Raw genomic sequence first — 26,022 nt, 5'->3', positions numbered from 1 at the left:
TAACGCATTGACAGCTCATCTGGTACCGGCATGCTCTCGGCATGGCTTCTGCATTCATCATCGGCGGCACCGGTCAGATCGGAATCGGGGTTGCCAAGCGATTGGCGCGGGAGGGTTGGACCGTCCGGCTTGCTTCGCGAACGCCGCCGCCCCTCGAAGGCCTGTGGCGGCACGTCCCCTTTGACCACCGTGAACCGGGGGCGTTAGCGACCGCGATCGGCCACGGTGCAGATTTACTGATGGACTGCATAGCGTTTGACGAACCAGACGCGGACAAGCTCCTCTCGGTGGAAGCTTCCGTTGGCCACATCATTGCGGTGTCCAGTGCCAGCGTCTATCGCGACGAGCATGGCCGTACCCTGGATGAAGCCAGTCAATGCGGTTTCCCGTGCTTTCCCGTACCCATCGGTGAGAATCAGCCGACCGTCGAACCGGGCCCAAAGACATACTCCACCAGGAAAGTAGCAATGGAGAAGCGGCTCCTTGATCACGCTCAGGGCCGCGCCACCATTCTCCGTCCTGCAGCGATCCACGGACCCTATAGCAAGCACGCGCGGGAGTGGTGGTTCGTGCGTCGGCTCCTGGATGGCCGCCAGCGCATTCCGCTGGCATACGGGGGGCGAAGCCGGTTTCAAACCACCTCCGTTGCTGCGATCGCCGAGGCGGTGGTGTGGGCGGTTGAGGAAGGCGAACCGTCGATCCTGAACGTCGCCGACGCCGATGCGCCGACCGCAGCTGAGATTGGCAAAGCCATCATGGCGACGATGGACCGATATGCCGATATCGTCGGGCTCAGCGATGAGCCGTATCCGCCGTCCGCTGGAATGAGCCCGTGGTCAGTCGAATGTCCCGTCGTCTGCTCGAGTTTGGCACCCAACGCCGGCACCTATAAAGAGACGGTGCCGGATGCGGTGCTTTGGCTTATCGAGGCGACGCGCAACCGGGATTGGCGAAGCGTCTTGCCGCAACTCGCTGCCTATCCTTGGGAACAGTTCGACTACGAACGCGAAGATAATCTTCTTAGTGCTCTGTCGCGCTCGGCCTGAACGGCAGTGATGACCATCTTTCAGAAGGGATGCTTATCGACCGAAGCGGAGCAAGTTCGATGAACTTTTGGCGAAACCCAGTTTCCCGTAAAATGGAGCGCTTTCGACATCGTGTCTGGGCTGTCTTGCTGGTGGAGGAAACCACAAGCAGCACGGCGCGCTGGAAGGGCGCGACATGCTGTTTCCCATTTCACGATCAGGCAAGGCCATCGGCAAGTTGATCCGTACGTCGTCTCTTCGACTTCCTACTCTGCCGGCTGAGGCAGCGGACCCATAGCGGCTTCTACTTTGCCTCCGGCCAGGATCCGCTGACCCAGAGCGATCGTCACCACGGTCGCGATGCCAGCAGCTACGGATACGAAGAAGCCATTCTGCGCGCCGAAATTATCGACGACCCAGCCCGCAAGGAAGGCTCCGAGGGCCATGCCAATCCCGATGCCGGTCATCACCCAGGTAATGCCCTCGGTCAGCATTGATTCCGGAACCCGACGCTCTATCAAGCCGAAGGCAGTGATGAAGGTCGGCGAAATGGCGACGCCGCTCACGAAGACGGCGAGTGCCAGAAGCGGTACCGTATCGGCAATGAGGAGCGGCAGGGACGTTACCGCAAGGACGCTGACGGCGATCAGCAATTGCCTGTGCAACTGCATTCTGGGGTTCAAGGCACCGAGGATCAGCCCAACGACGAACGACCCGATCGCGTAGACGCCGATGACAAGGCTTGCGGCATTGGACTGTCCGAGCTCCTTCGTTATCGCAACGGTACTGACTTCCGCTGTAGCGAACGTCGAGCCGACAAATACGAGAGCGAGCGTTATGATCTGCACCGGGCGCGAGCGAATCGCCGATCTTTGGGAAACGCCGCTCTCCACAGGACGCACTTTCGGTTCGGTCGACCGTTGCAGGGCGAAAGCAGCGGTTCCGAGCGCGAGGAAAATCGTGCTGACCAGCATCCCGGCTTCCGGAAACAGTGCGACCGCCAACCCGACCGAGAGCGACGCTCCGGCGATGTAAACCAGTTCATCCGCTGCCGATTCAAATGCGAAGGCGGTGTTCAACTCGGGGCGGTCTCGGAAGATTTCTGTCCAGCGCGCCCGCAGCATCGCGGGAATACTGGGCATTGCCGCCGCAAGAAAGGCCGAGGCGAATAGCGCCCATGCGGGCCAGTCCTGGTTGGCTCCCACAATGAGCGCGATGAAGGCCATGATCGAGATGATTGTAGTCGGCGTTATAACCGCCGCCTGGCCGAACCGATCGACCAGTCGTGAGATTTGAGGGGAGGCCAGCGCGTTCGTCAACGCGAACGTCGCTGAAACCGCACCCGCGATCCAATACTCGCCGCGTGTCTGCGACAGCATGGCAACAATGCCGATTGGTGCCATCGCAATGGGCAGGCGGGCAAAAAAACCTGCGGCAGAGAAGCCCTTCGCACCCGGCACCCTGAATATTTCCTTGTAAGGGTTAGACATGAGATGCTCCTTCAATCATCTGGGGCGCACCACTACATACGTGGCGTATGTGATCAAATAGTTGCATACGTAGCGTATGTCAAATAAAATACGCTGCGTATGTGCAGAAGGAGAGTTCATGAGTAAACCACGCCCGGAAATGATCGCCGAAACACGCGCGAAGTTGATTGCCGCGGCTCGGCACGCCTTCGGGACCGTTGGCTACGCGCAATCCTCAATGGATGATTTCACCGCAGGGGCGGGATTGACGCGCGGTGCGCTCTATCACCACTTCGGAGACAAGAAGGGTTTGCTGCAGGCGGTGATTCAAGAGATCGATGCCGAGATGACGGCACGGTTGAATCGGGTTTCGTCAAGTGCGCCGACACGCTGGCAAGGTTTCGTAGATGAGTGCGTGGCCTATATTCAGATGGCGCTCGAGCCGGAAATTCAACGGATCATGTTTCGCGATGGTCCTGCCGTCTTGGGCGACATATCTCAATGGCCGAGCACCAACGGCTGCATAGCGGCCCTCAGCCGAAGTCTGAGCCAACTCAAGGCAGACGGCGTGATTGTCGATGTCGACGAGGAAGCGACGGCGCGCCTGATCAATGGTGCCAGCAGCCATGCCGCTTTGTGGATCGCCAATTCCGATGACCCGCAGGAAACATCCAAAAGGGCGGTGCAGGGCTTCCGGACATTGCTTGAACGACTGAGAGTGAAGGGGCCTTGATGGAGACGCGGTCGAAGCTCTCCCGACGATGCTCAGCGTTTTGATCGGGGGAGTGCATTCTCGATTGTGGAAAGCGGTCGCACATACGCGGGTCCAATCCTGCTGCTGTGCGCCAACAGCGATCAGATCAGGATGCGATCGAGAGCGTCTTTCACTCTTGGCATGTCGGCTGGCGGCAAGGGCAGAATTGGCCGTGGTGGCACGGCCCCGCAAAGGCCAAGCACGTCGGCTATCGCATACATTACGCGGAAGCTGCCAAACTCCTTGAACAGGCTCCACAAGGGCTGGAAGGCCTGATCGAGGCGTTCGGTTTCGGGTGCGTTGCCGGCTTGGGCTGCTCGCGTGAGGGCAACGGCTTCAGAAGGCAAAAGACCAGCGATAACGCTGTACCAAGCATCGCAGCCCGCCAGCATGGCGTCTGCAGCCCCCCAATCGCCGCTGTAACCGATGCGAAAACCGTCTGGTGTGCGCGAGCGCAGACGCGCAAGTTCACCCTTGAAATCGCCTTCAGCGGGGAGCGGCATTTTCACGGCGGCAACGTTCGGCACGCTCGCCAGACGGACGATCAGATCGTCGGTGAAGGTGAAGCGGGTGGTGCTCGGGTTGTTGTAGATGCATAGGGGCAGTTCACCCGCTGCCGCGACGGCGGAAGTATGCTGAAAAACTTCCTCTTCCGTCAGGGGCGTATAGGACATCGGGGCCAACAGGAGACCATTCGCCCCCGCCTTCCTTGCGTCGCGGGCAAGCGCCTGAGCCTCGTCGGTTGTTAGCGCGCCGACGCCGACGATGACCGGTATCTTGCCGCCAACGCACTCCATGGCCGCCTCGACGGCGCGCTGTCGCTCGTGCCTCGACAGAAAGGCGTAACCGCCTGTGCTCCCGAGCAGTCCGATCGAGTCGGCACCGGCCGCAGATATCCGCTCGAGGAGCCGCGCGAGCGCTCCCGTATCGACATGCCCCGACGCATCCGCAGGCGTGATGGAAAAAGCCGAAAGGCCAGCGAACAATTTCATGGTGCTCCCCTTAAGTCTTATGCGCGCGATAACAGCAGCCGGAGACCGGCAAAGCCAAAACACACGGCCAGAAGCCCCTCGATCCAACGCCTCACGCGACGGTACAGGCGCACCATGGGTGCGGTCGAGAAGATGATCGCATAACCGCAAAAGATGGTGACGCTCAGCACCGCGCAACCGCCGAGGATCGCAGCAAGCGTATGCCATGACGAGTCCGGCCCAAGTCCAAGCGTTACAAGGGCGATCCAAGCAAGGATCGATTTTGGATTGCTAAGATGCATGAGCAATCCGCGCCGATAGAGATCTGCTCCCGACAATGCGGCACCGTTCGGCCCCGTATGCGCAGCAGCCTGGGCGTCGGAAGCAAGCGCGGCTTTGCCAGCCTTGAAGGCGAGATAGAGGAGATAAAGACCGCCGAAGATTTTGAGAACGATCAGCGCCTCCGCATAACGGGTCAGAACCGCGGAGACACCTGTTGCAGCCATCGCACCCCAGAAAATCGAACCGCTGACGACGCCGGCAGCGAGCATGAGGGCCGCACGTCTTCCGTTATGCATCGCCACCCCCATGATCCGCATATTGCTGGGGCCGGGGCTCCCGGCTGCGATCACATAGGCGGTATAGACGATGAGGAGATGGTGGAGTTCGGAGGACAATTTGAGCCCCAATCCTGCTGCTGGTTGTTAACGAAGGTCGGTCGAAACGTAACGCGCAAACCGGCCGCCTGTCTCTATCTTTTGCCGCCGCCATCGAATTTCCCACAACCGTCGCCGAAAGCGAGACAGAGCGCAGTGCTCTCCCCATCCTCCCGGAAATTCGCGGCCAAAATACCGGAACTTCGTCGCTGTGACGGGCCGGAAGCGGCGGAAAACGATTTCCACTTCGGACCAACGGTGGGCATGCGGTCGCTTCGTCCGGAAGGGGGTCGAAAGCGGCGATGCCGTCGTGGCGGCTTCCAAACCCGGGCTCATGCGCTGCTGCAGGAGTAAGGCGCCCCAAGGCTACGGCATGGTTCCTTGAATCGGAGCCGATTTAAGGAACCGCCCAGCAATTCAAAGCGTCACAGCGACCTGTGTGCATCTGAAAAGATGCACGGCGCTGCAATCGTCGCCACGCCCTGATCGCTCACCAGCCCCTAATTCAACCAAACGGTTGACTATCTGCAGCCATGCGTCTATATTCAACTACATGGTTGAATTAGAAACACCCCAGATGAATTCCGTCTTTCATGCCCTCGGCGATGCCACGCGCCGGCGGATGCTTCGCGACCTCGCCAAAGGCGAGCGAACGGTGAGCCAGCTTGCGGAGCCATTCGCCATCTCGCTCGCCGCCGCCTCGAAGCACATCAAGGTGCTGGAGAATGCCGGGCTGCTCCGTCGCGAGGTGCGCGGCCGCACGCATCTCTGCCGCCTCGACCCTGGACCGCTCGCCGGCGCCCATGAGTGGCTGAGCTTCTACGAGCGCTTCTGGACCGATCGTCTGGATGCACTCGAGCGGCTTCTCCGCGAGGAGGATCAACGTCAATCCCCCAGCCCCAAAACCACCCGCAAAAAAGGAGACGACCAATGACCGAAGTCGCGACCCTCGACGCCTATGGCGTGCTGACCGAACCTGCCACGCTGAAGATCCAGCGCCTTCTGCCCGGCCCGATCGAGCGCGTCTGGGCGTATCTGACCGAGAGCGATCTGCGTCGCCAGTGGTTGGCGGCGGGTCAGATGGAGATGAGGGTCGGCGCGGCCTTCGAGCTCGTCTGGCGAAACGACGCGTTGACCAGCCCGCCCGGCGAGCGGCCGACCGGCTTCCCCGACGAGCACCGGATGCAGAGTCGGATCACCGAACTCGATCCGCCGCGCAGGCTCGCCATCGCCTGGCAAGGCAGCGGCGACGTTTCCTTCGAGCTGGAGCCGCAGGGCAGCGAAGTGTTGCTCACCGTCATCCATCGCCGCCTGCCCGACCGTGCAACCATGCTGATGATCGGAGCCGGCTGGCACATGCATCTCGACATTCTAGTCGCCCGTGCGACCGGCAAGGAGCCGGAGCCCTTCTGGGACGGCTGGCGCCGCCTCAAGCGGGAATACGACCGGCGGCTGCCGGCCTGACGCCGCATGTGGACGCCTGCGTGCTTGGGGGCGGTATGGACCGCGGCTACGAGCAGTATTGGACCTCGATCCAGAACGAGCCGGACAAGCCCGCCTGGATCACAGGTGCCGTGCCGACGCCGGCTGAAATCAAATGGGCCCGCTTCACGAAGCGGACCCCACGTTATGTGCTGTCAAGCACCCTGACTTCGGCTCTCTGGCCGCAGACGCGCTTCGTCCGGGCACGCGAAGACATCGCTGCCCTCAAGCAGCAGCCCGGCAAAGACATTTACCTGCGCGTCTGATCAGACGCGCGGCGCTGCAGTTACGAATTTTTTGGCAGGCATGTCGCTTTTCAAGCAGCGCGTTCGTCTTACAGGAGCGTCGCTCCACCTTAGATCGGCGTCGCCAATTTTTGCCACGAGGTATTCTCATGTTGCACGCACAGATTCAGACGCAAAGTTCCTATCGCTGGGTGATCGTTGCTGCCGGTGGCCTGTTGGGCTGCGTCGCAATAGGCGCCATGTTTTCATTGCCTGTTTTCCTTTTGCCCATATCTCGGGATACCGGCTGGTCCGTTACCGGAGTGTCCAGCGCCATGACGATTGGCTTCGTCGCCCTGGCGTTGGCAAGCATGGTCTGGGGCACCCTGTCAGATCGCTGGGGGCCCCGCCGTGTCGTATTGATAGGATCGGTTGTTCTGGCGGCAGCGCTGGCTCTGGCGAGCAGGGCGACATCCCTCATTGAGTTTCAACTCGTTTTCGGGCTGGCTGTCGGTGGGGCGACCGCGGCGATCTTTGCGCCGATGATGGCCTGCGTGACGGGCTGGTTCGACACACAACGCAGTCTTGCCGTGTCTCTGGTCTCTGCTGGCATGGGAATGGCGCCAATGACCATGTCTCCTTTGGCGGCGTGGCTCGTCTCCATCTATGATTGGAGAACGTCCCTGCTGATCATCGCCGCTCTTGCCGCGGCGTTGATGATCCCCGTGGCGTTTCTGGTACGCCGCCCTCCGGCTTTGGAAGGCGCAAATGCCGCCGCTTTCTCCGATGGAGAGCCGCAATCCGCTATGTCCGTGGGGCAGGCGATGAGGTCGCCCCAGTTCATCATCCTGCTGTTGACGACCTTCTTTTGTTGCGCCACGCACTCAGGCCCGATTTTCCATACGGTGAGTTACGCCATAACCTGTGGCATTCCTATGATTGCAGCGGTCTCGATCTACAGCGTGGAAGGGTTGGCAGGCATGGGCGGTCGCGTTGCCTTCGGTCTCCTGGGAGACCGGTTTGGCGCCAAGAGCATTCTGGTCACGGGGTTGCTCCTGCAGGCATTCGGCGTCCTGGCCTACGTTTTTGTAAGCCAACTCGGTGCGTTCTACGCCGTGGCGGCACTGGTCGGCTTCATCTACGCCGGTGTCATGCCGCTTTACGCCGTAATCGCCCGTGAGAATTTTCCGCTGCGCATGATGGGCACCGTCATCGGCGGAACGGCGATGGCTGGGAGCCTGGGCATGGCAACCGGCCCCTTGGCTGGAGGTCTGATCTACGACGCCTTCGACAGTTACCGCTGGCTCTATATCGGCGCCTGGGGCATTGGAATTGGCGCCTTCCTGATCGCATCGACCTTCAGGCCGTTCCCGAAAGCCCAGCCGGTGCCAGCGCGAGCTTGACGATCATTGATCGGGCCGGCAGCGGTGATGACTCCTTCGAGCTGGAACCGACCGGCCCGGCTGCCGGACCGCGCAACTATGTTGTCGGTCGGAGCCGGCGGGCACATGCACCGTCGGCGTTCTGGTCGCCTGCGCGACAGGCAAAAGGCGGATCAACCGACGATCCTGAGTTGATTGATCATGTGGGCCATGCATCGAGCTGATCAAGGAAAGTGGAATTGGAGGAGAGTACGTGACCGACGACGAAAGAGCGATCCGCCAACTGGTCGACACCTGGATGGCCGCAAGCAGGGAAGGCGATATCACAACAGTCCTGACTTTGATGACGGACGACGTGATTTTCATGGTGCCAGGCCAAGAGCCGTTCGGCAAGGAGGCGTTTGCCGATGCATCGAGAGACATGGCCGGCACGCAGATGAATGGCACGTGTGAAATTGTGGAGCTACAGGTGCTGGGCGATTGGGCATTCATCCGCAATCACATCGATATGATCGCCATCTTGCCTGGCGGCGACAGCATTCGCCGATCTGGCTATACGTTGACGTTGCTGCGTAAGGAGGCCGATGGCCACTGGAGGCTTGCGCGCGACGCAAATCTCCTGACCCCGCGAAGCTGACAGCCGTCGTCTCCATGTCAGCTTCGGGTCCGAAAAAGCGGCCGCAGCTCAACCCGCAGGCTTCGATGCACAAGCAGTCCCGGCGGTGATCAACCCGCCTACAGCGCCGTGCGTCTTTTCAGACGCACAAAGGTCGCTGCAGCACTTTGAATTGCTGCATGTTTTTATCCTTAAATCGGCTCCGATTTAAGGAAACATGCAGTAAGTCCAAAATGTTGGTAGAGGTTCGACGTTGGCGCACTCTTAGAGCAAGAGCGTCGGCTATCGTCGGCGGTGTGGCGAGGCTGGGATGCCGTGCCGGCCCACCAGCTTGGTGTGTGCCCGTTGCGTGGCTTTCCTATAAATCGCCCGCACGACGGCAGCGACGCCCCGACTCCCTCTTTAGTGCCGCCGCTGCCGCACTTCCACGCTTCGCCCCTCGCTCATGCGGTCATCAAATCGATGACCCGCATGATCGCGACCGCACTGCTCGTGTTCTGCGTACCTTCCGTCGTATCGGCGTTAGCGCAGGTCCAAACGTCACCCTTCTTGACTGTGAATTTCTTTCCGTTCTGAACGACCGAAAGTTCTCCCTCAGTCATGTGGCAGAGCATGTCGTTCTTCATTACGTTATCCGGGGTCTTCGCCCCGGGCTGGATAACAACGTCGCGCAGCTTGACCATTGCATAAGCTGTATGACCGAAGCCCGTTCACCAAGCTTTACAACTCTGACACCGGGGCCGACCTCCTCGCCCTCATCTGGGCCGTAAGTTTGGGCGGCTGCTGGTGTTGCCCCAGCGATCAGAGGGGTTGCGACCGTTGTAAGACCGAGTGCGAGTGTGGTTCTACGATTGATGGCTTCCATTGCTTCCTCCCTAGCCAAATTGTTCGGAGAAGTAGGCCAACCATCCAGCCTGCGGCGGCTGCGACCGAGAGTCAATCGGCCATCCGATTTAGTCCTGTCTAAGCTCACTACGCGCTCGTGGTCGCGAGAGACTCCGGGCGTTCCATAAACCGCTGGGGTCCTCGTGCCAGGGCGCGTCGCCCAGCCGGTGGTCGACATCGATCGATGTTCGGTTTGGGTCAAGGCTTGGCCTTCGATTTCTTCGGCGGAAAGTCCGGGAAGGGTCGGAACGAGGCACGGGCGAGCGGCCACAAAGTCCTGCTTTGGCGTGAAGCGAATGCAACGCACGTGACGGTCTGCGCCGGCCCCCGACGGTCATTACGCTCAGTTCGAAGCCCCATCCCCCATTAACACGCAATAAAGTCTTTTGCCCCTACCATGCTCCGGGGACACTCTTTCATCATAGGCGATCAATGTCATTCTTCGGCATTTCTGGAATGTATTATTCCGGCGAATCCCTTGGCGAGCACCGCATCGTGCTTGCCGAGGACTCCAATCTCTTCGCGTCCATGGTCTCGAAGCGACTGAAGGAGCTGTTCGATATCGACGTGGTCGTCTGCCGCGATTACGAGGATCTGCAGTTCGCCGTCGAGAATGCCTCCTTTCCGGCTGCGCTCGCCATCTCCAACATAAATCTGCCGGGTGCCGAAAACGGCGAAGCATTGAACTATCTGATCGATATGAGCGTGCCGACGATCGTCTTTACCGGTTCGTTCCAGGAGTCGACACGCGAGGCGATCCTTGCCAAGGACATCGTCGACTATGTCATCAAGGACAGCGTCTTTGCCGTCGACATGCTGGCGGAATCGGTCTGCCGGTTCCTGACCAACAACAAGCACCACGTGCTGATCGTCGACGACAGCCCGACGGCGCGTGCCGTTCTGACGACGCAGCTGAAGCGCTACAATTTCCGCACGAGCTCCGCCGAGAGCGGCGCAGCGGCGCTCGAAATCCTGAAGAGCGATCCCGATATCGCGCTCGTCATCACAGATTACAACATGCCCGACATCGACGGCTTCGAACTGACGCGTCGCATCCGGGCCGCGTACGGCCCGCATCAGCTGCGCATCATCGGCGTTTCGTCCTCCACGAATCGGCTGCTTTCGGCGCGCTTCCTCAAGGCCGGCGGCAATGATTTCGTCGTGCGTCCGTTCGTCAACGAGGAGTTCTATTGCCGCGTCAACCAAAACCTCGACACGCTGACGAAGATCCGGACACTCGCGCGGGACGAGGAAAGGACTGAGCGACCCCGTTTTCCGCGGCTCAGCTCTTAAGACCGATCACATTCGAGATTCTGGATTGGTCCCGAATGATCATGATCATGATGAAAATCTCCGCCTGATCCGCCGACAATTCGGTGCCCTGGTTGATGCGTTAACGAAATCGCAACCGATTGGGCCTTCAATTCCCTCAAAAGAATGGGGAATTCCCGGCGACGCCCGCTTTTTTCGAACGGCAACTTCGGCAGGCGCGGACCGGGTGCATTTGCATGCTCGACCAGCATCACTTGCTGCATGATTTCGTGAATCGGACATGGGGCGTCCTTCTGTGCCTGAACGGCGTAGGGCGCTTGGATCGGAGCCGATTCAAAGACAAAAACATGCTGCAATTCATGGTGCTACGGCGTCCTTTATGCGTCTGAAAAGACGCGCGGCGCTATAGCAAGATACGCCTGCCAACGCCGCCGTGCGCGGCTGCTGGTCAAGTGATGTCGGAACGGTTTGACATCGTGAATGTGTTTTGGGGGATGGGGCTCAAGAGATCGTGAGATTGCGCCGCGCGCCGGGACGGTTGAATTCCGTGCAGAAGCATCGCGACAAGCGTTTGCTTCTCATTGAGGATTCGCGGATGTTCGCGACGGCTCTAAAATCCGGCCTCGAGCTGATGCACGGCATAAATGTCACCCATTGCGCTTCGCTTGAAGCGGCGAAAGCGGAATTCGCCGTAGCCGCGGAGGCGTTTTCGCTTGCCGTCGTCGATCTTAACCTGCCCGATGCGCCGAACTGCGAGGCGCTGGAGTTTGTGCTTGCGGGTGGAGTGCCTGTCATCGTCTTCACCGCGACTTTCAATGACCGCACGCGCGATCAGATCCTGGAGAGGGGCGTTATCGACTGCGTCATCAAGAACGAACCGGAATCGATCGGCCGGCTGATCGCAGCGGTCGATCGGGCGCTTACCAATGGTCGGACCACGGTGATGCTCGTCGATTCGAACAAAGCCTCGCGACTAGACCTCGCTGGCATTCTGCGGCGGCAGCGGCTTTCCGTCATCGAAGTGACCGAGGCCGGCGAAGCATTGCAGATGTTTGACGCGGGCGAGACGATCGACGTCATCGTGACCGACACGGAGCTTGCCGATATGGCGGGTGCAGACCTGCTTGACGAGGTCCGCAAACGTCAGGGCGAGTATGCCGTGCCGGTTATCGGGCTCTCGGAGCATGGCGATGCGCGGCTCGCGGCGCGCTTCATCGAGGCGGGTGGCGCGGATTTCCTCCGAAAGCCTTTCCTGGAAGCCGAGTTCAGCGGCCGCGTGCGCCATGCCGCCACGCTCCAGAAACGCATCCAGGCGCTCCGGCGCGCGGCGGCAAGCGACTATCTGACGGATATCTTCAACCGCCGCCATTTCTTCCTCACCGGGCCGCGGCTCGTCGAGCAATACCTAAGACGCGGCGAGGGCACGTCGATCGCCGTTCTCGACATCGACCATTTCAAGCGGCTCAACGATACCTATGGGCACGAAATCGGCGACCTTGTGCTGAAGCATGTCGCGCGGCGATTGAAAGCTCTAGTGGGTGAGGAGCATCTGCTGGCGCGTCTCGGCGGCGAGGAATTCGGTATTCTCTTCGACGGGCTCGATGTCCGCCAGGCCTTCGCCTTCTGCGAACGGCTGCGGGCCGAGTTGGCGAAGGCAAAGATCGTCGCCGATGACGAAGAACTGACGATCACGGTCTCGATCGGCCTTGCGACGATCGAAGCGCCCGAATCCTTTGAAAACTACCTGCACGCCGCCGACCAGTTCCTCTACATGGCGAAGCATGCCGGCCGGAACCGGGTGATGTCGGAACTGGCGCTGCTCGATGCGCTGGCGTCCTGATCGAGGACCCGGCCATCTTCGGTCGCCTACGGCGCCGCGCGTCTATTCAGACGGTCAAAGATCGCTGTAGCACTTTGAATTGCTGCATAACTTTTTCCATAAATCGATTCCGATTTAAGGAATTATGCGGTGGCGGCGTTATCAGCGCTCTGCGAGTACGAAAAAGGTAAACGAGCGGCGGTTTTCCAATCCGCTCGCCCTTTTCCCCCGTCAGCGCGCCATCTGCAGCGTCAGCTTGCGCTCGGCGCGTTCCTGCTGCGGCGAGCGATTGTAGAGTTCGCGATAACACTTGGAAAAATGCGACGCGGAGACGAAGCCGCAGGCAACGGCCACTTCCACGACCGGCATCGACGACTGGATAAGCAGGTGCCGGGCGCGGTCGAGCCGGATCTCCAGGTAGTAGCGTGCCGGCGAGCGGCCCATTTCCTGGCGGAACAGCCGCTCGATCTGGCGGCGCGAGAGATCGGCGCTTTCGGCGATATCGAGCAGCGATAGCGGCTCGGCGAGGTTGCTTTCCATCAACTCGATGATCGAGAGAACCTTGGAATTCTGAACGCCGAGGCGGGCGCGCAAGGGGAGGCGCTGGCGGTCATGCGGCCCGCGCACGCGGTCGGTGAGCGCCTGCTCGCAAACCCGGTTGACGAGGTTCTCGCCGAAATCCTGGTCAATCAGGTTCAGCATCATGTCGAGCGAGGCGGTGCCGCCGGCACAGGTGTAAATGTTGCTGTCGATCTCGTAGAGGTCGGCATAGACTTCAGCCTGCGGGAAGCTCTCGGAGAAGCCCGGCAGGTTTTCCCAATGGATAGCGCAGCGCTTGCCCGTGAGCAGGCCTGCCGAGGCCAGCACATGGGCTCCCGTACAGAGGCTGCCGACCGCAACGCCGCGGTTATAGACCTCGCGCAGCCAGGCATTGACCGATTTGTTCTGGAACTCCTCGACGTAGACGCCGGAACAGACCAGCACCATCGACGGACGGTTTTCGCCGCCGAGAAACTTGCGCTCGTCCGCGAGCGAGGTGTTGACCTCGAGAGCAATGCCAGCGGAGGAAATCACCTTCTGACCGTCGGTCGACGCGAGACGCCACGTATAGGCGTCGTAACCGAGCATCCGGTTGGCAATCCGGAGCGTTTCGATTGCTGCCGAAAAAGGCAGCATGGAAAAATTCGGTACCAGAAAGAAGACGAGCGAACGCTTTTTGGTCAACGGTTTGTTCATAAGGCCTCCCAAGCTACGGCTGCGTATATTCGTCGCGTGGAACATATCGCTCGGCTTGTCGATTTGCGACATTGGCATGGAAAGCCGCGACTGGAAAGAAATTTCGCATTGCGACATCGCGGATTGAGACCGTTCAGACCGACATTTCGGCGAATTTGCAGAATGCGACAAAATACTGGGCAGCACTGGCGCAATTGGGCAAAAATCGCTCAGACCTGAACAAATTTTGTGCTCGCTCGCTCCGGTTGCATACTTGCCGATTGCGACGCTCCAATTCCCGGATTGTGGAATGTCGGTATCTGACAAGCCGGGACGGCGGGCTCTATTGCGCCGGTAGGTTTGCGGCCCGAAATCCGGCACTATGCTGTTGTCTGCCGGGTCCCGAAGCGCTTGGCATTTGAGGGAAAATAGGGTAGGCCCCTATACTATGTCACACACGATCAGAAATCAAACCAAACTGCTCGCCCGTGTCCGCCGCCTCAAGGGACAGATGGAGGCGATCGAGCGCGCGCTCGAAGCCGAACAGCCCTGCGGGGACATTCTCAACCTTGTCGCCTCGGTGCGCGGCGCCGTCCAGGGGCTGACCGTCGAGCTGATCGAGGACCATATCCGCGAGCACGTGGCCGGCCCGGGCGTCGAAACCGACCGCGACCGGCAGCAGGGTGCCGCCGAATTGATCGAGGTCGTCAGGAGATACCTGAAATGAGCAAAGCCCAATCTTCCGCATCCGAACGGCTCGGCCATGACCATGTCTTCCTCGGCGGCAATCACCGGCGCAACGAGCGTCGCACCTGGCTCGTGATCGCATTGACCACAGCAATGATGGTTGGGGAAATCGCTGCGGGCACGTTCTACGGTTCGATGGCGCTGGTCGCCGACGGCTGGCACATGTCAACCCACGCGGCGGCCATGCTGATCGCGGCGCTCGCCTATTTCTATGCCCGGCGCAATGCCCGCAACCCGCGCTTCACCTTCGGCACTGGCAAGCTCGGCGATCTCGCTGGCTTTGCGAGCGCGATCGTGCTCGCCCTGATTGCGCTGCTTATCGGCTGGGAAAGCCTCGTTCGGCTTGCCAATCCGGTTGCAATCAGCTTTCCGCAGGCGATTTCCGTCGCCGTGCTCGGCCTCGTGGTCAATCTCGCCTGCGCCTGGCTGCTTCGCGAAGACCATGCGCATCACCACGGTCATAGCCACCATCATCGCCACGGCCATGATCACGACCACGGCGATCATCAGGATCATGGCCACGGCCGCGACAACAACTTGCGCGCCGCCTATCTCCATGTGCTGGCGGATGCGCTCACCTCCGTTCTCGCCATTGTGGCGCTCACGGCCGGCAGCCTCTATGGCTGGCTATGGCTCGATCCACTGATGGGCATCGTCGGCGCGCTGGTGATTGCCCGCTGGTCCTCAGGGCTGATTAGGGATACAGGCAGCGTCCTTCTGGATTACGTCCCGCCCGGCGAGGATCTGCCGGACGAAATCCGCGCGGCGATCGAAAAGGACGGCGACCGGATTACCGACCTGCATGTCTGGCAGCTCGGCCCCGGCCATCACGGAGCCATTGTTTCGCTGGTGACGGAGAATCCACAAAGCCCGTCGCTCTACCGCGGCAAGCTCGCGCATATCCATGAACTTTCTCACGTGACGATCGAAGTCGAGCGCTTGGCGGCTTAGAGCATCCCGCTTTCAAGCGGAACCGCTGGAAGCGGACAAGATGCTCTAGAATCTAAAGTGCTAGAGCGTCCTTTGTGCGTTCACTTGAACGCACGGCGCTCTAGCGGCGTTACGCTCAGGATTTTCGTTCCGAGCGCGCCTTTCTTCTCGGATAGGGCGTTTCGCCTCTCGCAAGCATCTCGACAAATTTCTCGATGCGAGCTTTTCGTGTCTCCGCCTTCTTCGCGTCCTGGATACGGAAGAGGATCGCGTAGCGATTTTGGCTGTCCAGTTCGTCGAACAGCGCCTTCGCGGGGGCGTTCCGCGCGAGCGCTTCGTGCAGATCGTCCGGCACGGTCGCTTTGCTCGGGGGCGCGGCGGCGGCATCCCACCGCCCATCCGCCTTGGCCCGCTCCACCTCGGCAAGACCGTCGGGCGCCATGCGTCCCTCCTCGATCAATTCCAGCGCGCGTGCACGATTGATCTCGGACCACCTGCTCCGTGCCCGCCGCGGCGTGTACTTGTTCAGGTAATAGTTGTGGTCGAGCCCGCTCCGCTGCCCATCGATCCACCCGTGGCAAAGCGCAACGTCGAGCGCTTCCTTAGGCGTGATGCTCGCGATGCCGGACGCCTTCTTGGCGAATTTCACCCAAAGGCCGGGGCAATCGCTGCCCTTTTGCGCGATCCACGCCTCGAACGCCTTGGCGTCCGGAAAGTGAATGACCGGCAGTTCCTTCTCGCCCATGACCCGCTCTCGTAAAAAACCCAACGGTTCCGCTGGCTTGGCGGACGGATTGCCGCCGCGCTTACGAAAGCAAAAATGAACGACATGCGCCAGTTGCAAGATTTCAAGGTTGCTTCGGCTCCCGAGCCACGCGGTATCGCCGGACGTTGATCCGTGAAACATCGATCGTCTTTGCTACGCCGCCGCCTTGACCGGCTCGAACGCGATGTCGAGAACGGCATCGAGTTGCCGGTCCATAAAGCGCTCCGGAATGCTTCTGACAAGGACATTGCGGATCGGTACGATCAGCGGATTGTGCCACTGAGCCACTTTCGCATAGAGCCGCGACGCGGCCGCAATCTTGTGTGCCCGACCGACGCGGCGCGCATCATATTCGCGCAGAGCGTCGTTGACCGGGTGGTTTCCGAGAAGCGCCGCGAGCACGGCCGCATCTTCGATGGCGAGGCCCGCTCCTTGCCCGAGGTCCGGCGTCACTGCATGGGCTGCATCGCCGAGCAGAACGACACGCCCGCGGGTGAAGGAGGGCAACGGATCAATGTCCAGAATGTCGGTCCAAATCAGCGAATCAGGTGGCGTCTTGCCCAAGACCTCCGGTACGGGATCATGGAAGTCCGAGAACATTGCCTGAAGCTCGGAAACGCCGATGTGCGACAGTGCGGGATCGGCGATCGCGTCGGCATTGCAGCAGGCAAACCAATACACCTGCTCGCCGGGGATCGCGGCGAGACCGAGGCGCTTGCCGGCGTCCCAGGTTTCGGTGAGACGGGTGGGCGACAGCCCACGCGGCAGGCCGGAGGAAATGGCACGCCAGCAGGTGTATTTCGCGAAATGCTCGCGAGAATCAGGAAACAGCGATTTGCGAACGGCCGAGTGAATACCGTCGCAGGCGAGCACGAATTCGGCCTCAACAGTCTCGCCGCCGGCAAAGGTCAGGACGACCCGCTTCTCATCCTCACAGGCGGTGACGCACTCCATTCCTGTGTGGATCGGGACCGACAGTTCCGAAAGAAGCGCCCGCTGCAGAGCGCCACGGTGGAGCACGACCATGCTCAGATGACCGTATCTCGCGCTGAACTGCGCGAAATCTGTGGTCTGGAGAACAGCCCCTTGCCGGTTTAGGAGGTCAAGCCGGTCAATCGGCTGGGCATCCGCGATGACCGCGTCGTAAAGCCCGAGGACGCGCAGGGCCCGAAGCGCATTGGCACTGAGACTGAGCCCGGCTCCCAGTGCCTTCAGCTCCGGTGCCTGTTCGTAGATCTCCACCTCCCATCCAAGGAGGCGCAAGCCTTTGGCCGCAGTCAGTCCCGCTATCCCTGCTCCTATGATTACAGCCCGCACGATATACCCTTCAGCATTGAGATCGACGGCAAGCGAAGCCGCTCGTGGCTGTTCTCCTAACGGCCGCTCTTTGCTACGGTTCCGATCTGGGCCGAAATAGGCAGACGGATCGACGATCAACGCCGCAATGCTGGCGAGTCTGATATGCCAAAGTTCGCGACGCTTGAGAGCCACGCCTGGGAGCAGGAAAGTGCCGGTTGGTTTCGCTGAAGGTCTCTCTTTTGACGAGGGCAGGTTAAACTGGTCTGGCGATGGGCCGCGTCCTCTGTCCTGGGCGGTTTGGTACCCTGCCGATGATGGCGCACTTGAGGTTGCAATACCTGGCGCATCCTTGTTTCAGAGGGGGCCAGTAGCGGGTGATGCGGCTCTCAGACCCACGGACACGCCACATCCCTTAGTGTTGCTATCCCATGGAACCGGAGGAATTGCGGCCGGGCTCGAATGGCTCGCTTACCGATTGGCGCAAAGAGGGTTCGTTTGTCTGGCGGCCAATCATCACGGTCATACCGGTGCCGAACCCCGTAGGCCGGAAGGGTTCATCTGCCTTTGGGAACGAGCACGCGACCTTAGCCTCTTACTCGACGATCATACTTGGCGAAAACAACTGGGAGGTCGGGTCAGTGCCCGTGCCTGCGTCGCCGGTTTCTCTGCCGGTGCCTATACCGCGATGCTACTGATGGGGGCTCGTGTCGCCTATTCTCAATTTGAACCCGCAAACCCGGTAAAGAGCCCGATTCGCGGGCCTAGAGAATTTCCCGATCTGGCGGACCGAATAGTTCCGTTGCTGAGAGAGAGCGAAATCTTCCGAGCGTCGTGGAATCGCCGATCAGATGACTATGGCGATGCCGATTCGATGCTGCTCTCGTTCTTGCGCCTGGGCGCTCGGTGTTGGGTTTTTCGACTGTGAGCCTGAGGCAGGTCACAAGGCCGATTCAAATTATCGGCGGAGATGCCGATACGATTGCGCCAGCGGAGGAGTGCTGCGGCTGGCTCCATGGACAGGTGAAGAGTAGTAAGCTCGATATCTTGAAGGGTGGAATAGACCATTATGTCTTCGTGTCAGAACCGACGCCTCGCGGCATGACGCTTGCACCCGAAGTCTTCACCGATGCGGAAGGCGTGGATCGGCGGGCTATTCACGATATCCTCGCGCAAATGGCAGCAAGGCTGGTTCCGTTCCCTAGATCACGATGATTTTAGGTCGGATCGACCCAAAATCATGAACGTGATCGATTCTAATAAATTAGCGCGGGATGCGGGCGGAAAACCGCGCACACTTTTCCTCATCCCGCGCTAGCTTTGCTTTATACCAAGTCGCTCTGACTGCTCATGGCGCAAAGCGCCCGCGCCCCAAAACAAAAAGGGCATTCCGTTTTGCGGGAATGCCCTTCAGAGGTTCACTTTGCGGTCAATGCCGGGAGGGTGGCATTTGGCGTTGGTATTCATTGTTCCGTCTTGTGCACCGCATCGTCGACGGAGGGAAAGCCGATATCCTTCAGCGTGTCATAGGAGAGGTTCTCCAGCACGCGTTCGTTGCGGTGCCGCTTCCAGGCGGCCCAGGCGCGGGCGCGCAAGCTGAACAGGCCGGGCAGGGCCGAAAGGCTCTGGCTTGATAGGGTTGAATGCTCGTTCGTGGACATTTTCTGGTTCCTTCTGAGTTTCTCAAAAGGTCGCGACCATGATCGGTTTATGGTGCAACCTGATTGATCATTCAAACGAATATGTTTGATGTTCTTCATCAAACATTGTGATCGGTTGCCGCTCCATACCAACCGTTTCTATCAGGCGTTCTGATCGGTGGCTGTTCCGGAAGTAACAGGTCGTTTCTGACCTGTACCGGGAGTTTCGCCAATTGGCGGCGGCTTTCCACCCGATTCCTGTTTACGTTGCTGGCCTGCCGTTTGGTGGCCATGCGTTCGATGAACGAGCGCGCCCGCGACAGCAGGGCGAGAACGACGTCGCCGTCGTCCGCGGTGTGTGGAGCGGCTTCACCGCGAAGAGCCGTTCGCTGCCCTCTCGCTTGACCCGTCCTCCTTCTTTCAGCGGTTGCGGCGTTGTTGATCGCCAATGTTAGAGCAGACATTGTCTTCTCCTCCTGAGTTGGAGCGGGGTTCGGGCGAAGAACCGCTTTGCATCTTAAGTTCACGCTTCCGTCCGTCCTTGCAGCTTGACTATCGCTCCAGTGTGATGTTCAATCAAACGAAATGAAGTTAAGCTATCTTTCAGTTTTTCTGAATGAGGATGCCGCCATGAATATGATGCTGCGCCACGCGCTTCCGCTGCTCGAAATGGATGTGCTGAAGACTTTCGTGGCCATCGCCGAGACCGGCAATTTCACGACCGCAGCGGAGACGGTCTATCGCACGCCGTCAGCCGTCTCGATGCAGATCAAGAAGCTCGAAGAGATGCTCGGCTGCACGCTTTTCCTGCGCGATGCGCGCTCGGTATCGCTGACGCCGAAGGGCGAGCTGTTGCTCGGCTTTGCCCGCCGTCTGCTGTCGCTCAACAACGAGACCGTGTCGCGCTTCCTGGTGCCCGACATGAACGGAGTGGTCCGTGTCGGCGCGCCCGAGGACGTGGGTGAGCGGATTCTGCCGGACGTGTTGAAGCGCTTTGCCGAAACCTATCCCAATGTGACGATCGACGTCTCGATCGGCATGAGCAACGCCATGCGCAAGCGGGTCGACGAACACCGCCTGGACATCGCCATCTACAACAGCCTTTCGGACGAGGCTTCGAAGGATGGTGAGATCCTGATGCAGGAAAAGCTTGTCTGGGCTGGTGCGAAATGCGGCAACGCGCATCTGCGCGATCCGCTGCCGGTTTCCATGTGGGAGGATGGCTGCGTATGGCGTGCCGATGCCGTCGAGAAGCTGTCCCGGGCCGGCCGCAACTTCCGCGTCGCATTCCTGAGCGCCTATACGACCGGACAGCGGGCGGCGGTTCGGGCCGGGCTCGCCATTGCGCCGCTGCCACGCTACCTCGTGCAGGGGGATATGATCCAGCTCGGCGAGCGCGATGGCCTGCCGGATCTCGGCCATTACGATATCGGCCTCAAGGTGATCGACGATGCGCCGGCGCCGGTGCTGGCGGTCGCCGACCATGTGCGCGAGGCCTTCGCCGAACTCCAGACCCAATAGGCGAGGGCGGTCAGCCGTCCCGGCTCAGACGCAGTTGACTTTCATAAGTCACGACTTATAATAAGTTATGACTTATGAAGGTAAATTGTTTATGGCACTCGCCGACCCGACGCGCCGCGCGATCTTCGAAAGCGTGGCCGCAAGGCGGCAGTCCGTTGCGGAGCTCGCGCGGACGATGCCGGTTTCGCAACCGGCGATTTCGCAGCATCTGAAGGTTCTGAAAGAGGCGCGCCTCGTCCGCGACGAACCGTCGGGCGCGCGGCGTATCTATTCGATCGACCCGGCGGCACTCGGACCGCTCAGGCAATGGCTGGACCGTTTCTGGGGCGACCAGCTTACCGCCTTCAAGACGGCCGTTGAGGCGGTGGACGATCTGTCACGGCCGCCGGGTGGAGAATCGTAAGGCGGTCTTCCGTCGCATCCGAGCGACGATAGTTGAACCAACGGGAGGAGATATCATGCAGACGATCGAGCCGGTCCGTAAATCCGTTATCGTCCGCGCATCGCCGGAAAAGGCGTTCGACCTCTTCGTCAACGGCATGGGGACGTGGTGGATCAAGGGCCACAGCGTGTCCCAATCAGGCCAGAAGACGGTGATCGTCGAGCCCGTTGCCGGTGGCCGCTGGTACGAAATCGGCAACGCCGGCGAGGAATGCGACTGGGGTCGCGTTATCGATTGCGACCCACCGCATCGCATCCTTTTCGCCTGGCAGCTCAATGCCGATTTCGACTTCGACCCAGCCTTCCACACCGAGGTGGAAGTCTATTTTCAAGCGACGGGAGAGAACGAGACCACCGTCCTTCTCGAACATCGCCAACTGGCGAATTACGGTGCGAAGGCCGCGGACATGCACGGCGTGTTCGATTCCGAAAAAGGCTGGGGCGGCCTGTTGGCGTCGTATGCTGCCAAGATGGCGTGAGAATCGTCGAAGCCTGCCGACGGTCGCCAAGATGTAGAAAGCTCGCGCAGGTGGTGAACGATTGACATGCTCGCCCGAGAGCGTCACATTCCTTCGCGTGTTTTCTGAATTGCTAATAAGGCAATTGCCAAAATGTCTGCCTAGATCGACGGCCGAAATTCAGTCGTCGCTCTAGGCAGCTTTAAGCGCAGCAAGTTCATATACAGACTGTCGGCTTACCTCAACCGGTCAGAAACGGGGAACCTGATGCTCAAGCCGGTCGTTCTCAGGCTCAGCGTTCTGGCGGCGTTGAGCGGATGTATCTCTCTGGATTATTCTGATCTTAAACCGGGCACCTTCAGCGGCAGTCTTTTCGTCATGTGGGTAGGCGAAGGCAGCGCGTCGTCAGGCGACGGGCGGTTTGTCTTCGTGCCGGATCCGAAGGATCCCTTGACGTTTCGCCGCTCCGATTCCGGTGCGCCCGGTGCCGTCATCAGGCCGGGGTTGATGTACACGGATGGCGGATCCATTCCAAAGGTGGCGCAAATGTTTAAGGGGCTTTCGCCGTGGGGTTATGCTCCCGCCTATATGATCCATGACTGGCTGTTCACTGCGCATCATTGCATTCTAGACGGGGAGGATGACGCGCGCTTCGATGACGTCCGGCATGTCACCTTTCGGGACTCGGCCGTTGTCTTGGGCGAGGCAATCCGGGGTCTGGTTGAAGCCGGAAGCGTTCGGCGCGACGACATCGCCGGCTCGGCAATCACAGCAGCCGTGAACAGCGCCGTGGCGAAGAATCTATGGGACATCCGGGGAGCCTGTGTCCGCAACAAAGTCAGCGCGGACCACGTCGCGGCCGTCGAAGCGGCAATTCCGGGCTCATCGACGTTGTCGATGGGACGTGCGTTTAAACTGCCACCGTCAACGCAGCGTATCGCTCCGCGCGAGCGGGCAAGCATTGTCTCCCGAACGACGTTTTGATTGGACCGCCGTCTACTCCCGGCTGCGGCGACGGCGACGACCACCGCCGCCTTCATCCTCGGCAAGCACCTTGCGCTCTGGCAGGGTGACGACTTCGGCGAGTTTCGGGAAGGCGTCCACCTTGTTCGGCATGGCCATGGCGTAAACGAAGTGCTCCTGAAACTTCGATTCAAGAGCGGTCTCTATCTTCTCGATTTTCCTTACGGTTTCTTCGATCTCGCGGCGGTGACCGCGGTTGAGGAGGCACATGCGCGCGCCGGTGCCGGCGGCGTTGCCGACGGCCTTCACCTTGGCAAGGTCGCAGTCGGGAATGAGGCCGAGGACCATCGCATATTTCGGGTCGATGAAGGTGCCGAAGGCGCCGGCAAGGCCGATGCGATCGACATGATGGATGCCCTGCTTGTCCATCAGGAGCTTGACGCCGGCATAGAGCGCCGCCTTGGCGAGCTGGATGGCGCGCACGTCGTTCTGGGTAATCGCAATGCGTTGCTCGCCTTCATGGAGCAGATAGGAGAAGGTACGCCCGGTCTGCAGGATTCGCGGCGAGCGGGCTGCGAGCGACCCGTCGACGACGCCGTCTTCGGAGATGATGCCGGCGAGGAACATCTCGGCGATCACCTCGATAATGCCCGAACCGCAGATGCCGGTGACGCCGATCGCTGCCGCGCCCTCGGCAAATCCCGGCTCGTCCGACCACGGTTCGATGCCGATCACGCGGAAGCGCGGCTCGAGCGTGACCGGATCGATGCGCACGCGCTCGATCGCGCCGGGTGCTGCGCGCTGGCCGCTGGAGATCTCGGCGCCCTCGAAGGCAGGACCGGTCGGCGAGGATGCGGCGACCGTGCGCTTCCGGTTACCGAGCACGATCTCGGCGTTGGTGCCGATATCGACGAGCAGCATCATCTCGTCCTGGCGGTGCGGACCTTCCGTCAGCGTGGCGGCGGCGGCATCGGCACCGACATGACCCGCGATGCAGGGGAGTACATAGACGCGCGTTCCGCGGTTCATCGACAGACCGATTTCATGCGCGGCAAGCGAGACGGCGCCGGAAATGGCAAGTGCGAATGGGGCGCCGCCGAGCTCGGTCGGGTCGATGCCGAGGAAGAGGTGGTGCATGATCGGATTGCCGACGAAGACGGCGTCGAGAATGTCCTCGCGCGACACGCCGCCCTCGGCGCAGACGCGGTCGATGAGGCCGTTCAGCGCCTCGCGTACCGCGTTCGTCATCGCCTCGCGGCCATCCGGGTTCATCATGACGTAGGAGACGCGGCTCATCAGATCCTCGCCGAAGCGGATCTGCGGGTTCGATGCGCCGGCGGAAGCGACGGTGCGGCCGGAAAGCAGCGACGACAGATGCATGGCGATCGTCGTCGAACCGATGTCGCAGGCAATCCCGTAGGCCTCGTTCTTGAGGCCCGGATAGAGCGCGATCATTCGCGGGCGCTCATGCTCCTCGTCGCGGTGGATCGCCGCCGTTACCTGCCACTCGCCCTTGCGCAGAATCGACTGAACCTGCGGCAGAATGTGAAAATCGACGTCGATTTCGGCGAGCCCCCATTGCGCGGCAAGGGCCGCCTTCAACCGGTCGAGATCGCCAAGGGGCTTGTGCATGTCCGGCTCCTCGACCTCGACATAGCACATGTGGATCGCGGCATTGCGCTCGATCACGCGGCCATCGGAGTCCTTGCGCACGATCTGGGCGTTGACGGCGGTATCCTGTGGCACGTCGATGACGAGATCGCCGAGTACGGTGGCGGAGCAGGAGAGGCGGCGGCCCTCTTTCAGGTCCCGCTTTTCCGCGTAGCGCGTCTCCTTGGGGCCGAGTTCGGAAATATGCTCATTCGAGGAGGTGATGCCGTGCTTGGCGAAGCGGCCCTCCTGCACCTCGACCTGACAACGTCCGCAGATGCCGCGCCCGCCGCAGACGCTTTCAACGTAGACCCCGAGGGAGCGGGCGGCATCGAGCACGGGCGTGCCGACCGGAAAGCGGCCGCGCTTGCCCGATGGCATGAAGAGCACCAGCGGATCGTTCTTGTCTTCCTTCGGCGACACGTTCAACATTTCCTATCTCGCCAGTGGACCTATTTCGACAACCGGCGGGCATTGGCCCGCACCCTCTTTGCATAGGGGCGCAAGACGGCTGCCGTCACCCGGTCATGACCGCCGGAAACGGTCTTCCCAGCGGCGAGTGCCACGGCCATTCCCATGCCTTCCTTGATCATCGCCACATTGGCGGCGACGACGCTTTCGGCGATCGCCGCCACCTTTTCCGTTACCATCCGGCTTGCCTCGACATGGTCGGTCGCAGAGCCTGTCATCGCGGCAACGGCTGCTGCCTGCGTGCGCGCGGCGATCACCATCGGCGCCTGAAACCAGAGCGCCGCCAGATCGCTCGCAAGGGAATGGTGCTTGGCCATGATCATTCCGCCCTTGCGGCGGCGCCCGCCCGGGCCGCGCGTCCGCCGCGCCGTCCGCCGCCGACGCCTGCCGGTGCTGCCGCAGCGACGGCATGACCGCCTTCGGCCGGCTTGTGGTCGCGATAGGTCCTGATCCAGTTCGTGCAGTTCGGGTCGGTGCCGTTCAAGACGTTCGCGGCGCGCACGGCCTCCATTTCCTGCGGACGGCAGGGGTTCATGATCGCCGAGGTCATGCCCGCGCCGATCACCATCGGGATAAAGCCGGCATTGATGCCATGGCGGTGCGGCAGGCCGAAGGAGATGTTGGAGAGGCCGCAGGTGGTGTTGACCTTCAGTTCTTCGCGAAGGCGACGAAGCAGCGCGAAGACCTGCTGGCCGGCCGATCCGAGGGCGCCGATCGGCATGACCAGCGGATCGACAATGATGTCGTGCGACTTGATGCCGTAGTCGGCGGCGCGCTCGACGATCTTCTTGGCGACCGCGAAGCGGACGTCCGGATCCATCGAAATGCCGGTCTCGTCGTTGGAGATCGCCACCACCGGCACATCGTACTTCTTGCAGAGCGGCAGGATCGCCTCCAGCTTTTCCTCTTCGCCGGTGACCGAGTTGACGAGCGGGCGACCCGTGGCGACACGGAGGCCGGCCTCGATCGCGGCCGTCACAGAGCTGTCGATCGACAGCGGCACGTCGACGAGGCCCTGGACGATCTCCAGCGTCTTGACGAGCAGCGGCGGCTCGGTCTCATTCGGGTTGACGGCGGTGACCCCCGCATTGACGTCCAGCATCGTCGCGCCGGCCGCGACCTGTTCCAGCGCGTCCTTGATCACGGTGTCGAAGTTGCCCTCGATCATCTCGGCGGCGAGCTTCTTGCGGCCGGTTGGATTGATGCGTTCCCCGATGACGCAAAATGGCTGGTCGAAACCGATGATGATCTCGCGAGTGGCGGAGGCGACGATGGTACGGGTCATATAAGATCCTCTGATCCTGTGGCGTGGGGCTATGTAATAGGCCCCGTCTGTGTTTGTAAGGCGCCGGGCGGGCCGATACGCCGG

General features: G+C 60.8%; 26 protein-coding genes and 2 pseudogenes. 16 read left to right on the top strand and 12 right to left on the bottom strand.

What is annotated here, in order from left to right:
* Window positions 1-41: 41 nt before the first annotated feature.
* The gene (locus PYH37_RS22010; protein WP_280733531.1) at window positions 42-1,046 is read left to right on the top strand and encodes an NAD-dependent epimerase/dehydratase family protein; all 1,005 of its coding nucleotides are present in this window, start codon (window positions 42-44) and stop codon (window positions 1,044-1,046) included.
* Between the two features lie 245 nt (window positions 1,047-1,291).
* On the opposite strand, the gene PYH37_RS22005 is transcribed toward PYH37_RS22010, so the two are convergent.
* Window positions 1,292-2,515: an MFS transporter gene (locus PYH37_RS22005; protein ID WP_280733530.1), complete on the bottom strand. Its 1,224-nt coding sequence runs from the start codon at window positions 2,513-2,515 to the stop codon at window positions 1,292-1,294.
* A 118-nt stretch (window positions 2,516-2,633) separates the two neighbouring features.
* On the opposite strand from PYH37_RS22005, the gene PYH37_RS22000 reads away from it, so the two are divergent.
* Complete coding sequence (locus PYH37_RS22000) at window positions 2,634-3,227, top strand: TetR/AcrR family transcriptional regulator (protein ID WP_280733529.1); 594 nt, start codon at window positions 2,634-2,636, stop codon at window positions 3,225-3,227.
* A 122-nt stretch (window positions 3,228-3,349) separates the two neighbouring features.
* Here the strand turns inward: PYH37_RS22000 and PYH37_RS21995 are convergent, their stop codons facing one another.
* Both PYH37_RS21995 and PYH37_RS21990 read right to left on the bottom strand, forming a co-directional pair.
* Window positions 3,350-4,240 carry a dihydrodipicolinate synthase family protein gene (locus tag PYH37_RS21995; RefSeq protein ID WP_280733528.1) on the bottom strand — a complete coding sequence of 297 codons (891 nt, stop codon included), beginning with the start codon at window positions 4,238-4,240 and terminating at the stop codon, window positions 3,350-3,352.
* A 17-nt stretch (window positions 4,241-4,257) separates the two neighbouring features.
* A complete protein-coding gene (locus PYH37_RS21990; protein ID WP_280733527.1) occupies window positions 4,258-4,896 on the bottom strand; it encodes a LysE family translocator in 639 nt (212 codons plus the stop codon).
* Window positions 4,897-5,428: 532 nt separating this feature from the next.
* On the opposite strand from PYH37_RS21990, the gene PYH37_RS21985 reads away from it, so the two are divergent.
* From PYH37_RS21985 to PYH37_RS21965, 5 genes are all read left to right on the top strand, one after another.
* A complete protein-coding gene (locus PYH37_RS21985; protein ID WP_280733526.1) occupies window positions 5,429-5,809 on the top strand; it encodes an ArsR/SmtB family transcription factor in 381 nt (126 codons plus the stop codon).
* Entirely contained in the window at window positions 5,806-6,339 is a 534-nt protein-coding gene (locus PYH37_RS21980; protein ID WP_280733525.1) for an SRPBCC family protein, read from the top strand. The genes PYH37_RS21985 and PYH37_RS21980 overlap by 4 nt, the downstream gene beginning before the upstream one ends.
* 35 nt (window positions 6,340-6,374) lie before the next feature.
* On the top strand, window positions 6,375-6,623 hold the full coding sequence (locus PYH37_RS21975) for a dihydrofolate reductase family protein (protein ID WP_280733524.1): 249 nt from the start codon (window positions 6,375-6,377) through the stop codon (window positions 6,621-6,623).
* A 128-nt stretch (window positions 6,624-6,751) separates the two neighbouring features.
* Window positions 6,752-7,984 (top strand): MFS transporter, encoded by a 1,233-nt coding sequence (locus tag PYH37_RS21970; protein ID WP_280733523.1) that lies wholly within the window; start codon window positions 6,752-6,754, stop codon window positions 7,982-7,984.
* A gap of 232 nt (window positions 7,985-8,216) precedes the next feature.
* Window positions 8,217-8,600, top strand: coding sequence for a YybH family protein (locus PYH37_RS21965; RefSeq protein WP_280733522.1), 384 nt, complete (start codon window positions 8,217-8,219; stop codon window positions 8,598-8,600).
* 422 nt (window positions 8,601-9,022) lie between these two features.
* Here PYH37_RS21965 and PYH37_RS21960 read toward each other — a convergent pair.
* A pseudogene (locus tag PYH37_RS21960) lies at window positions 9,023-9,444 on the bottom strand (hypothetical protein).
* Between the two features lie 452 nt (window positions 9,445-9,896).
* Here PYH37_RS21960 and PYH37_RS21955 point away from each other — a divergent pair.
* Together PYH37_RS21955 and PYH37_RS21950 are read left to right on the top strand one after the other, a co-directional pair.
* Complete coding sequence (locus tag PYH37_RS21955; RefSeq protein ID WP_280733521.1) at window positions 9,897-10,757, top strand: response regulator; 861 nt, start codon at window positions 9,897-9,899, stop codon at window positions 10,755-10,757.
* Window positions 10,758-11,331: 574 nt separating this feature from the next.
* On the top strand, window positions 11,332-12,576 hold the full coding sequence (locus PYH37_RS21950) for a GGDEF domain-containing protein (RefSeq protein ID WP_280733520.1): 1,245 nt from the start codon (window positions 11,332-11,334) through the stop codon (window positions 12,574-12,576).
* Between the two features lie 210 nt (window positions 12,577-12,786).
* Here PYH37_RS21950 and PYH37_RS21945 read toward each other — a convergent pair whose 3' ends face one another.
* Window positions 12,787-13,791: a GlxA family transcriptional regulator gene (locus PYH37_RS21945; RefSeq protein ID WP_280733519.1), complete on the bottom strand. Its 1,005-nt coding sequence runs from the start codon at window positions 13,789-13,791 to the stop codon at window positions 12,787-12,789.
* Window positions 13,792-14,218: 427 nt separating this feature from the next.
* Between PYH37_RS21945 and PYH37_RS21940 the strand changes: the two genes are divergently transcribed.
* Window positions 14,219-14,497 carry a metal/formaldehyde-sensitive transcriptional repressor gene (locus PYH37_RS21940; RefSeq protein ID WP_280733518.1) on the top strand — a complete coding sequence of 93 codons (279 nt, stop codon included), beginning with the start codon at window positions 14,219-14,221 and terminating at the stop codon, window positions 14,495-14,497.
* The gene (dmeF, locus tag PYH37_RS21935; protein WP_280733517.1) at window positions 14,494-15,468 is read left to right on the top strand and encodes a CDF family Co(II)/Ni(II) efflux transporter DmeF; all 975 of its coding nucleotides are present in this window, start codon (window positions 14,494-14,496) and stop codon (window positions 15,466-15,468) included. Before PYH37_RS21940 ends, dmeF begins: the two co-directional genes overlap by 4 nt.
* Window positions 15,469-15,583: 115 nt before the next feature.
* Here dmeF and PYH37_RS21930 read toward each other — a convergent pair whose 3' ends face one another.
* Together PYH37_RS21930 and PYH37_RS21925 are read right to left on the bottom strand one after the other, a co-directional pair.
* On the bottom strand, window positions 15,584-16,192 hold the full coding sequence (locus PYH37_RS21930) for a YdeI/OmpD-associated family protein (protein WP_280733516.1): 609 nt from the start codon (window positions 16,190-16,192) through the stop codon (window positions 15,584-15,586).
* Between the two features lie 174 nt (window positions 16,193-16,366).
* Window positions 16,367-17,530 (bottom strand): FAD-dependent monooxygenase, encoded by a 1,164-nt coding sequence (locus PYH37_RS21925; protein WP_280733515.1) that lies wholly within the window; start codon window positions 17,528-17,530, stop codon window positions 16,367-16,369.
* Window positions 17,531-17,720: 190 nt separating this feature from the next.
* Here PYH37_RS21925 and PYH37_RS21920 point away from each other — a divergent pair.
* Window positions 17,721-18,724 (top strand): annotated as a pseudogene (locus PYH37_RS21920) (alpha/beta hydrolase family protein).
* A gap of 248 nt (window positions 18,725-18,972) precedes the next feature.
* On the opposite strand, the gene PYH37_RS21915 reads toward PYH37_RS21920, so the two are convergent.
* Together PYH37_RS21915 and PYH37_RS21910 are read right to left on the bottom strand one after the other, a co-directional pair.
* The gene (locus PYH37_RS21915) at window positions 18,973-19,170 is read right to left on the bottom strand and encodes a hypothetical protein (RefSeq protein WP_280733514.1); all 198 of its coding nucleotides are present in this window, start codon (window positions 19,168-19,170) and stop codon (window positions 18,973-18,975) included.
* 98 nt (window positions 19,171-19,268) lie between these two features.
* Window positions 19,269-19,613, bottom strand: a complete 345-nt coding sequence (locus tag PYH37_RS21910; RefSeq protein WP_280733513.1) for a hypothetical protein — start codon at window positions 19,611-19,613, stop codon at window positions 19,269-19,271.
* A gap of 166 nt (window positions 19,614-19,779) precedes the next feature.
* Between PYH37_RS21910 and PYH37_RS21905 the strand changes: the two genes are divergently transcribed.
* The 4 genes from PYH37_RS21905 to PYH37_RS21890 all read left to right on the top strand — a co-directional run bounded on the left by PYH37_RS21905 (window position 19,780) and on the right by PYH37_RS21890 (window position 22,553).
* On the top strand, window positions 19,780-20,670 hold the full coding sequence (locus tag PYH37_RS21905; protein WP_280733512.1) for a LysR substrate-binding domain-containing protein: 891 nt from the start codon (window positions 19,780-19,782) through the stop codon (window positions 20,668-20,670).
* 67 nt (window positions 20,671-20,737) lie between these two features.
* Window positions 20,738-21,073, top strand: a complete 336-nt coding sequence (locus PYH37_RS21900) for an ArsR/SmtB family transcription factor (protein ID WP_280733511.1) — start codon at window positions 20,738-20,740, stop codon at window positions 21,071-21,073.
* 55 nt (window positions 21,074-21,128) lie between these two features.
* The gene (locus PYH37_RS21895) at window positions 21,129-21,590 is read left to right on the top strand and encodes an SRPBCC family protein (protein ID WP_280733510.1); all 462 of its coding nucleotides are present in this window, start codon (window positions 21,129-21,131) and stop codon (window positions 21,588-21,590) included.
* Window positions 21,591-21,836: 246 nt separating this feature from the next.
* Complete coding sequence (locus tag PYH37_RS21890) at window positions 21,837-22,553, top strand: hypothetical protein (RefSeq protein ID WP_280733509.1); 717 nt, start codon at window positions 21,837-21,839, stop codon at window positions 22,551-22,553.
* Between the two features lie 12 nt (window positions 22,554-22,565).
* Here PYH37_RS21890 and PYH37_RS21885 read toward each other — a convergent pair whose 3' ends face one another.
* From PYH37_RS21885 to PYH37_RS21875, 3 genes are read right to left on the bottom strand one after another with little or no spacing between them, the layout of a single operon-like run.
* Entirely contained in the window at window positions 22,566-24,614 is a 2,049-nt protein-coding gene (locus tag PYH37_RS21885; protein ID WP_280733508.1) for an ASKHA domain-containing protein, read from the bottom strand.
* Between the two features lie 20 nt (window positions 24,615-24,634).
* Window positions 24,635-24,970, bottom strand: a complete 336-nt coding sequence (locus PYH37_RS21880; protein WP_280733507.1) for a hypothetical protein — start codon at window positions 24,968-24,970, stop codon at window positions 24,635-24,637.
* Window positions 24,971-24,972: 2 nt separating this feature from the next.
* Window positions 24,973-25,938, bottom strand: coding sequence for a methyltetrahydrofolate cobalamin methyltransferase (locus PYH37_RS21875; RefSeq protein WP_280733506.1), 966 nt, complete (start codon window positions 25,936-25,938; stop codon window positions 24,973-24,975).
* Window positions 25,939-26,022: the final 84 nt, after the last annotated feature.

It is taken from the genome of Sinorhizobium numidicum (assembly GCF_029892045.1).
Classification (GTDB): domain Bacteria; phylum Pseudomonadota; class Alphaproteobacteria; order Rhizobiales; family Rhizobiaceae; genus Sinorhizobium; species Sinorhizobium numidicum.
The sequence above is the reverse complement of the archived record's forward strand: the minus strand, read 5'-3'. Positions and strand labels throughout refer to the sequence as shown.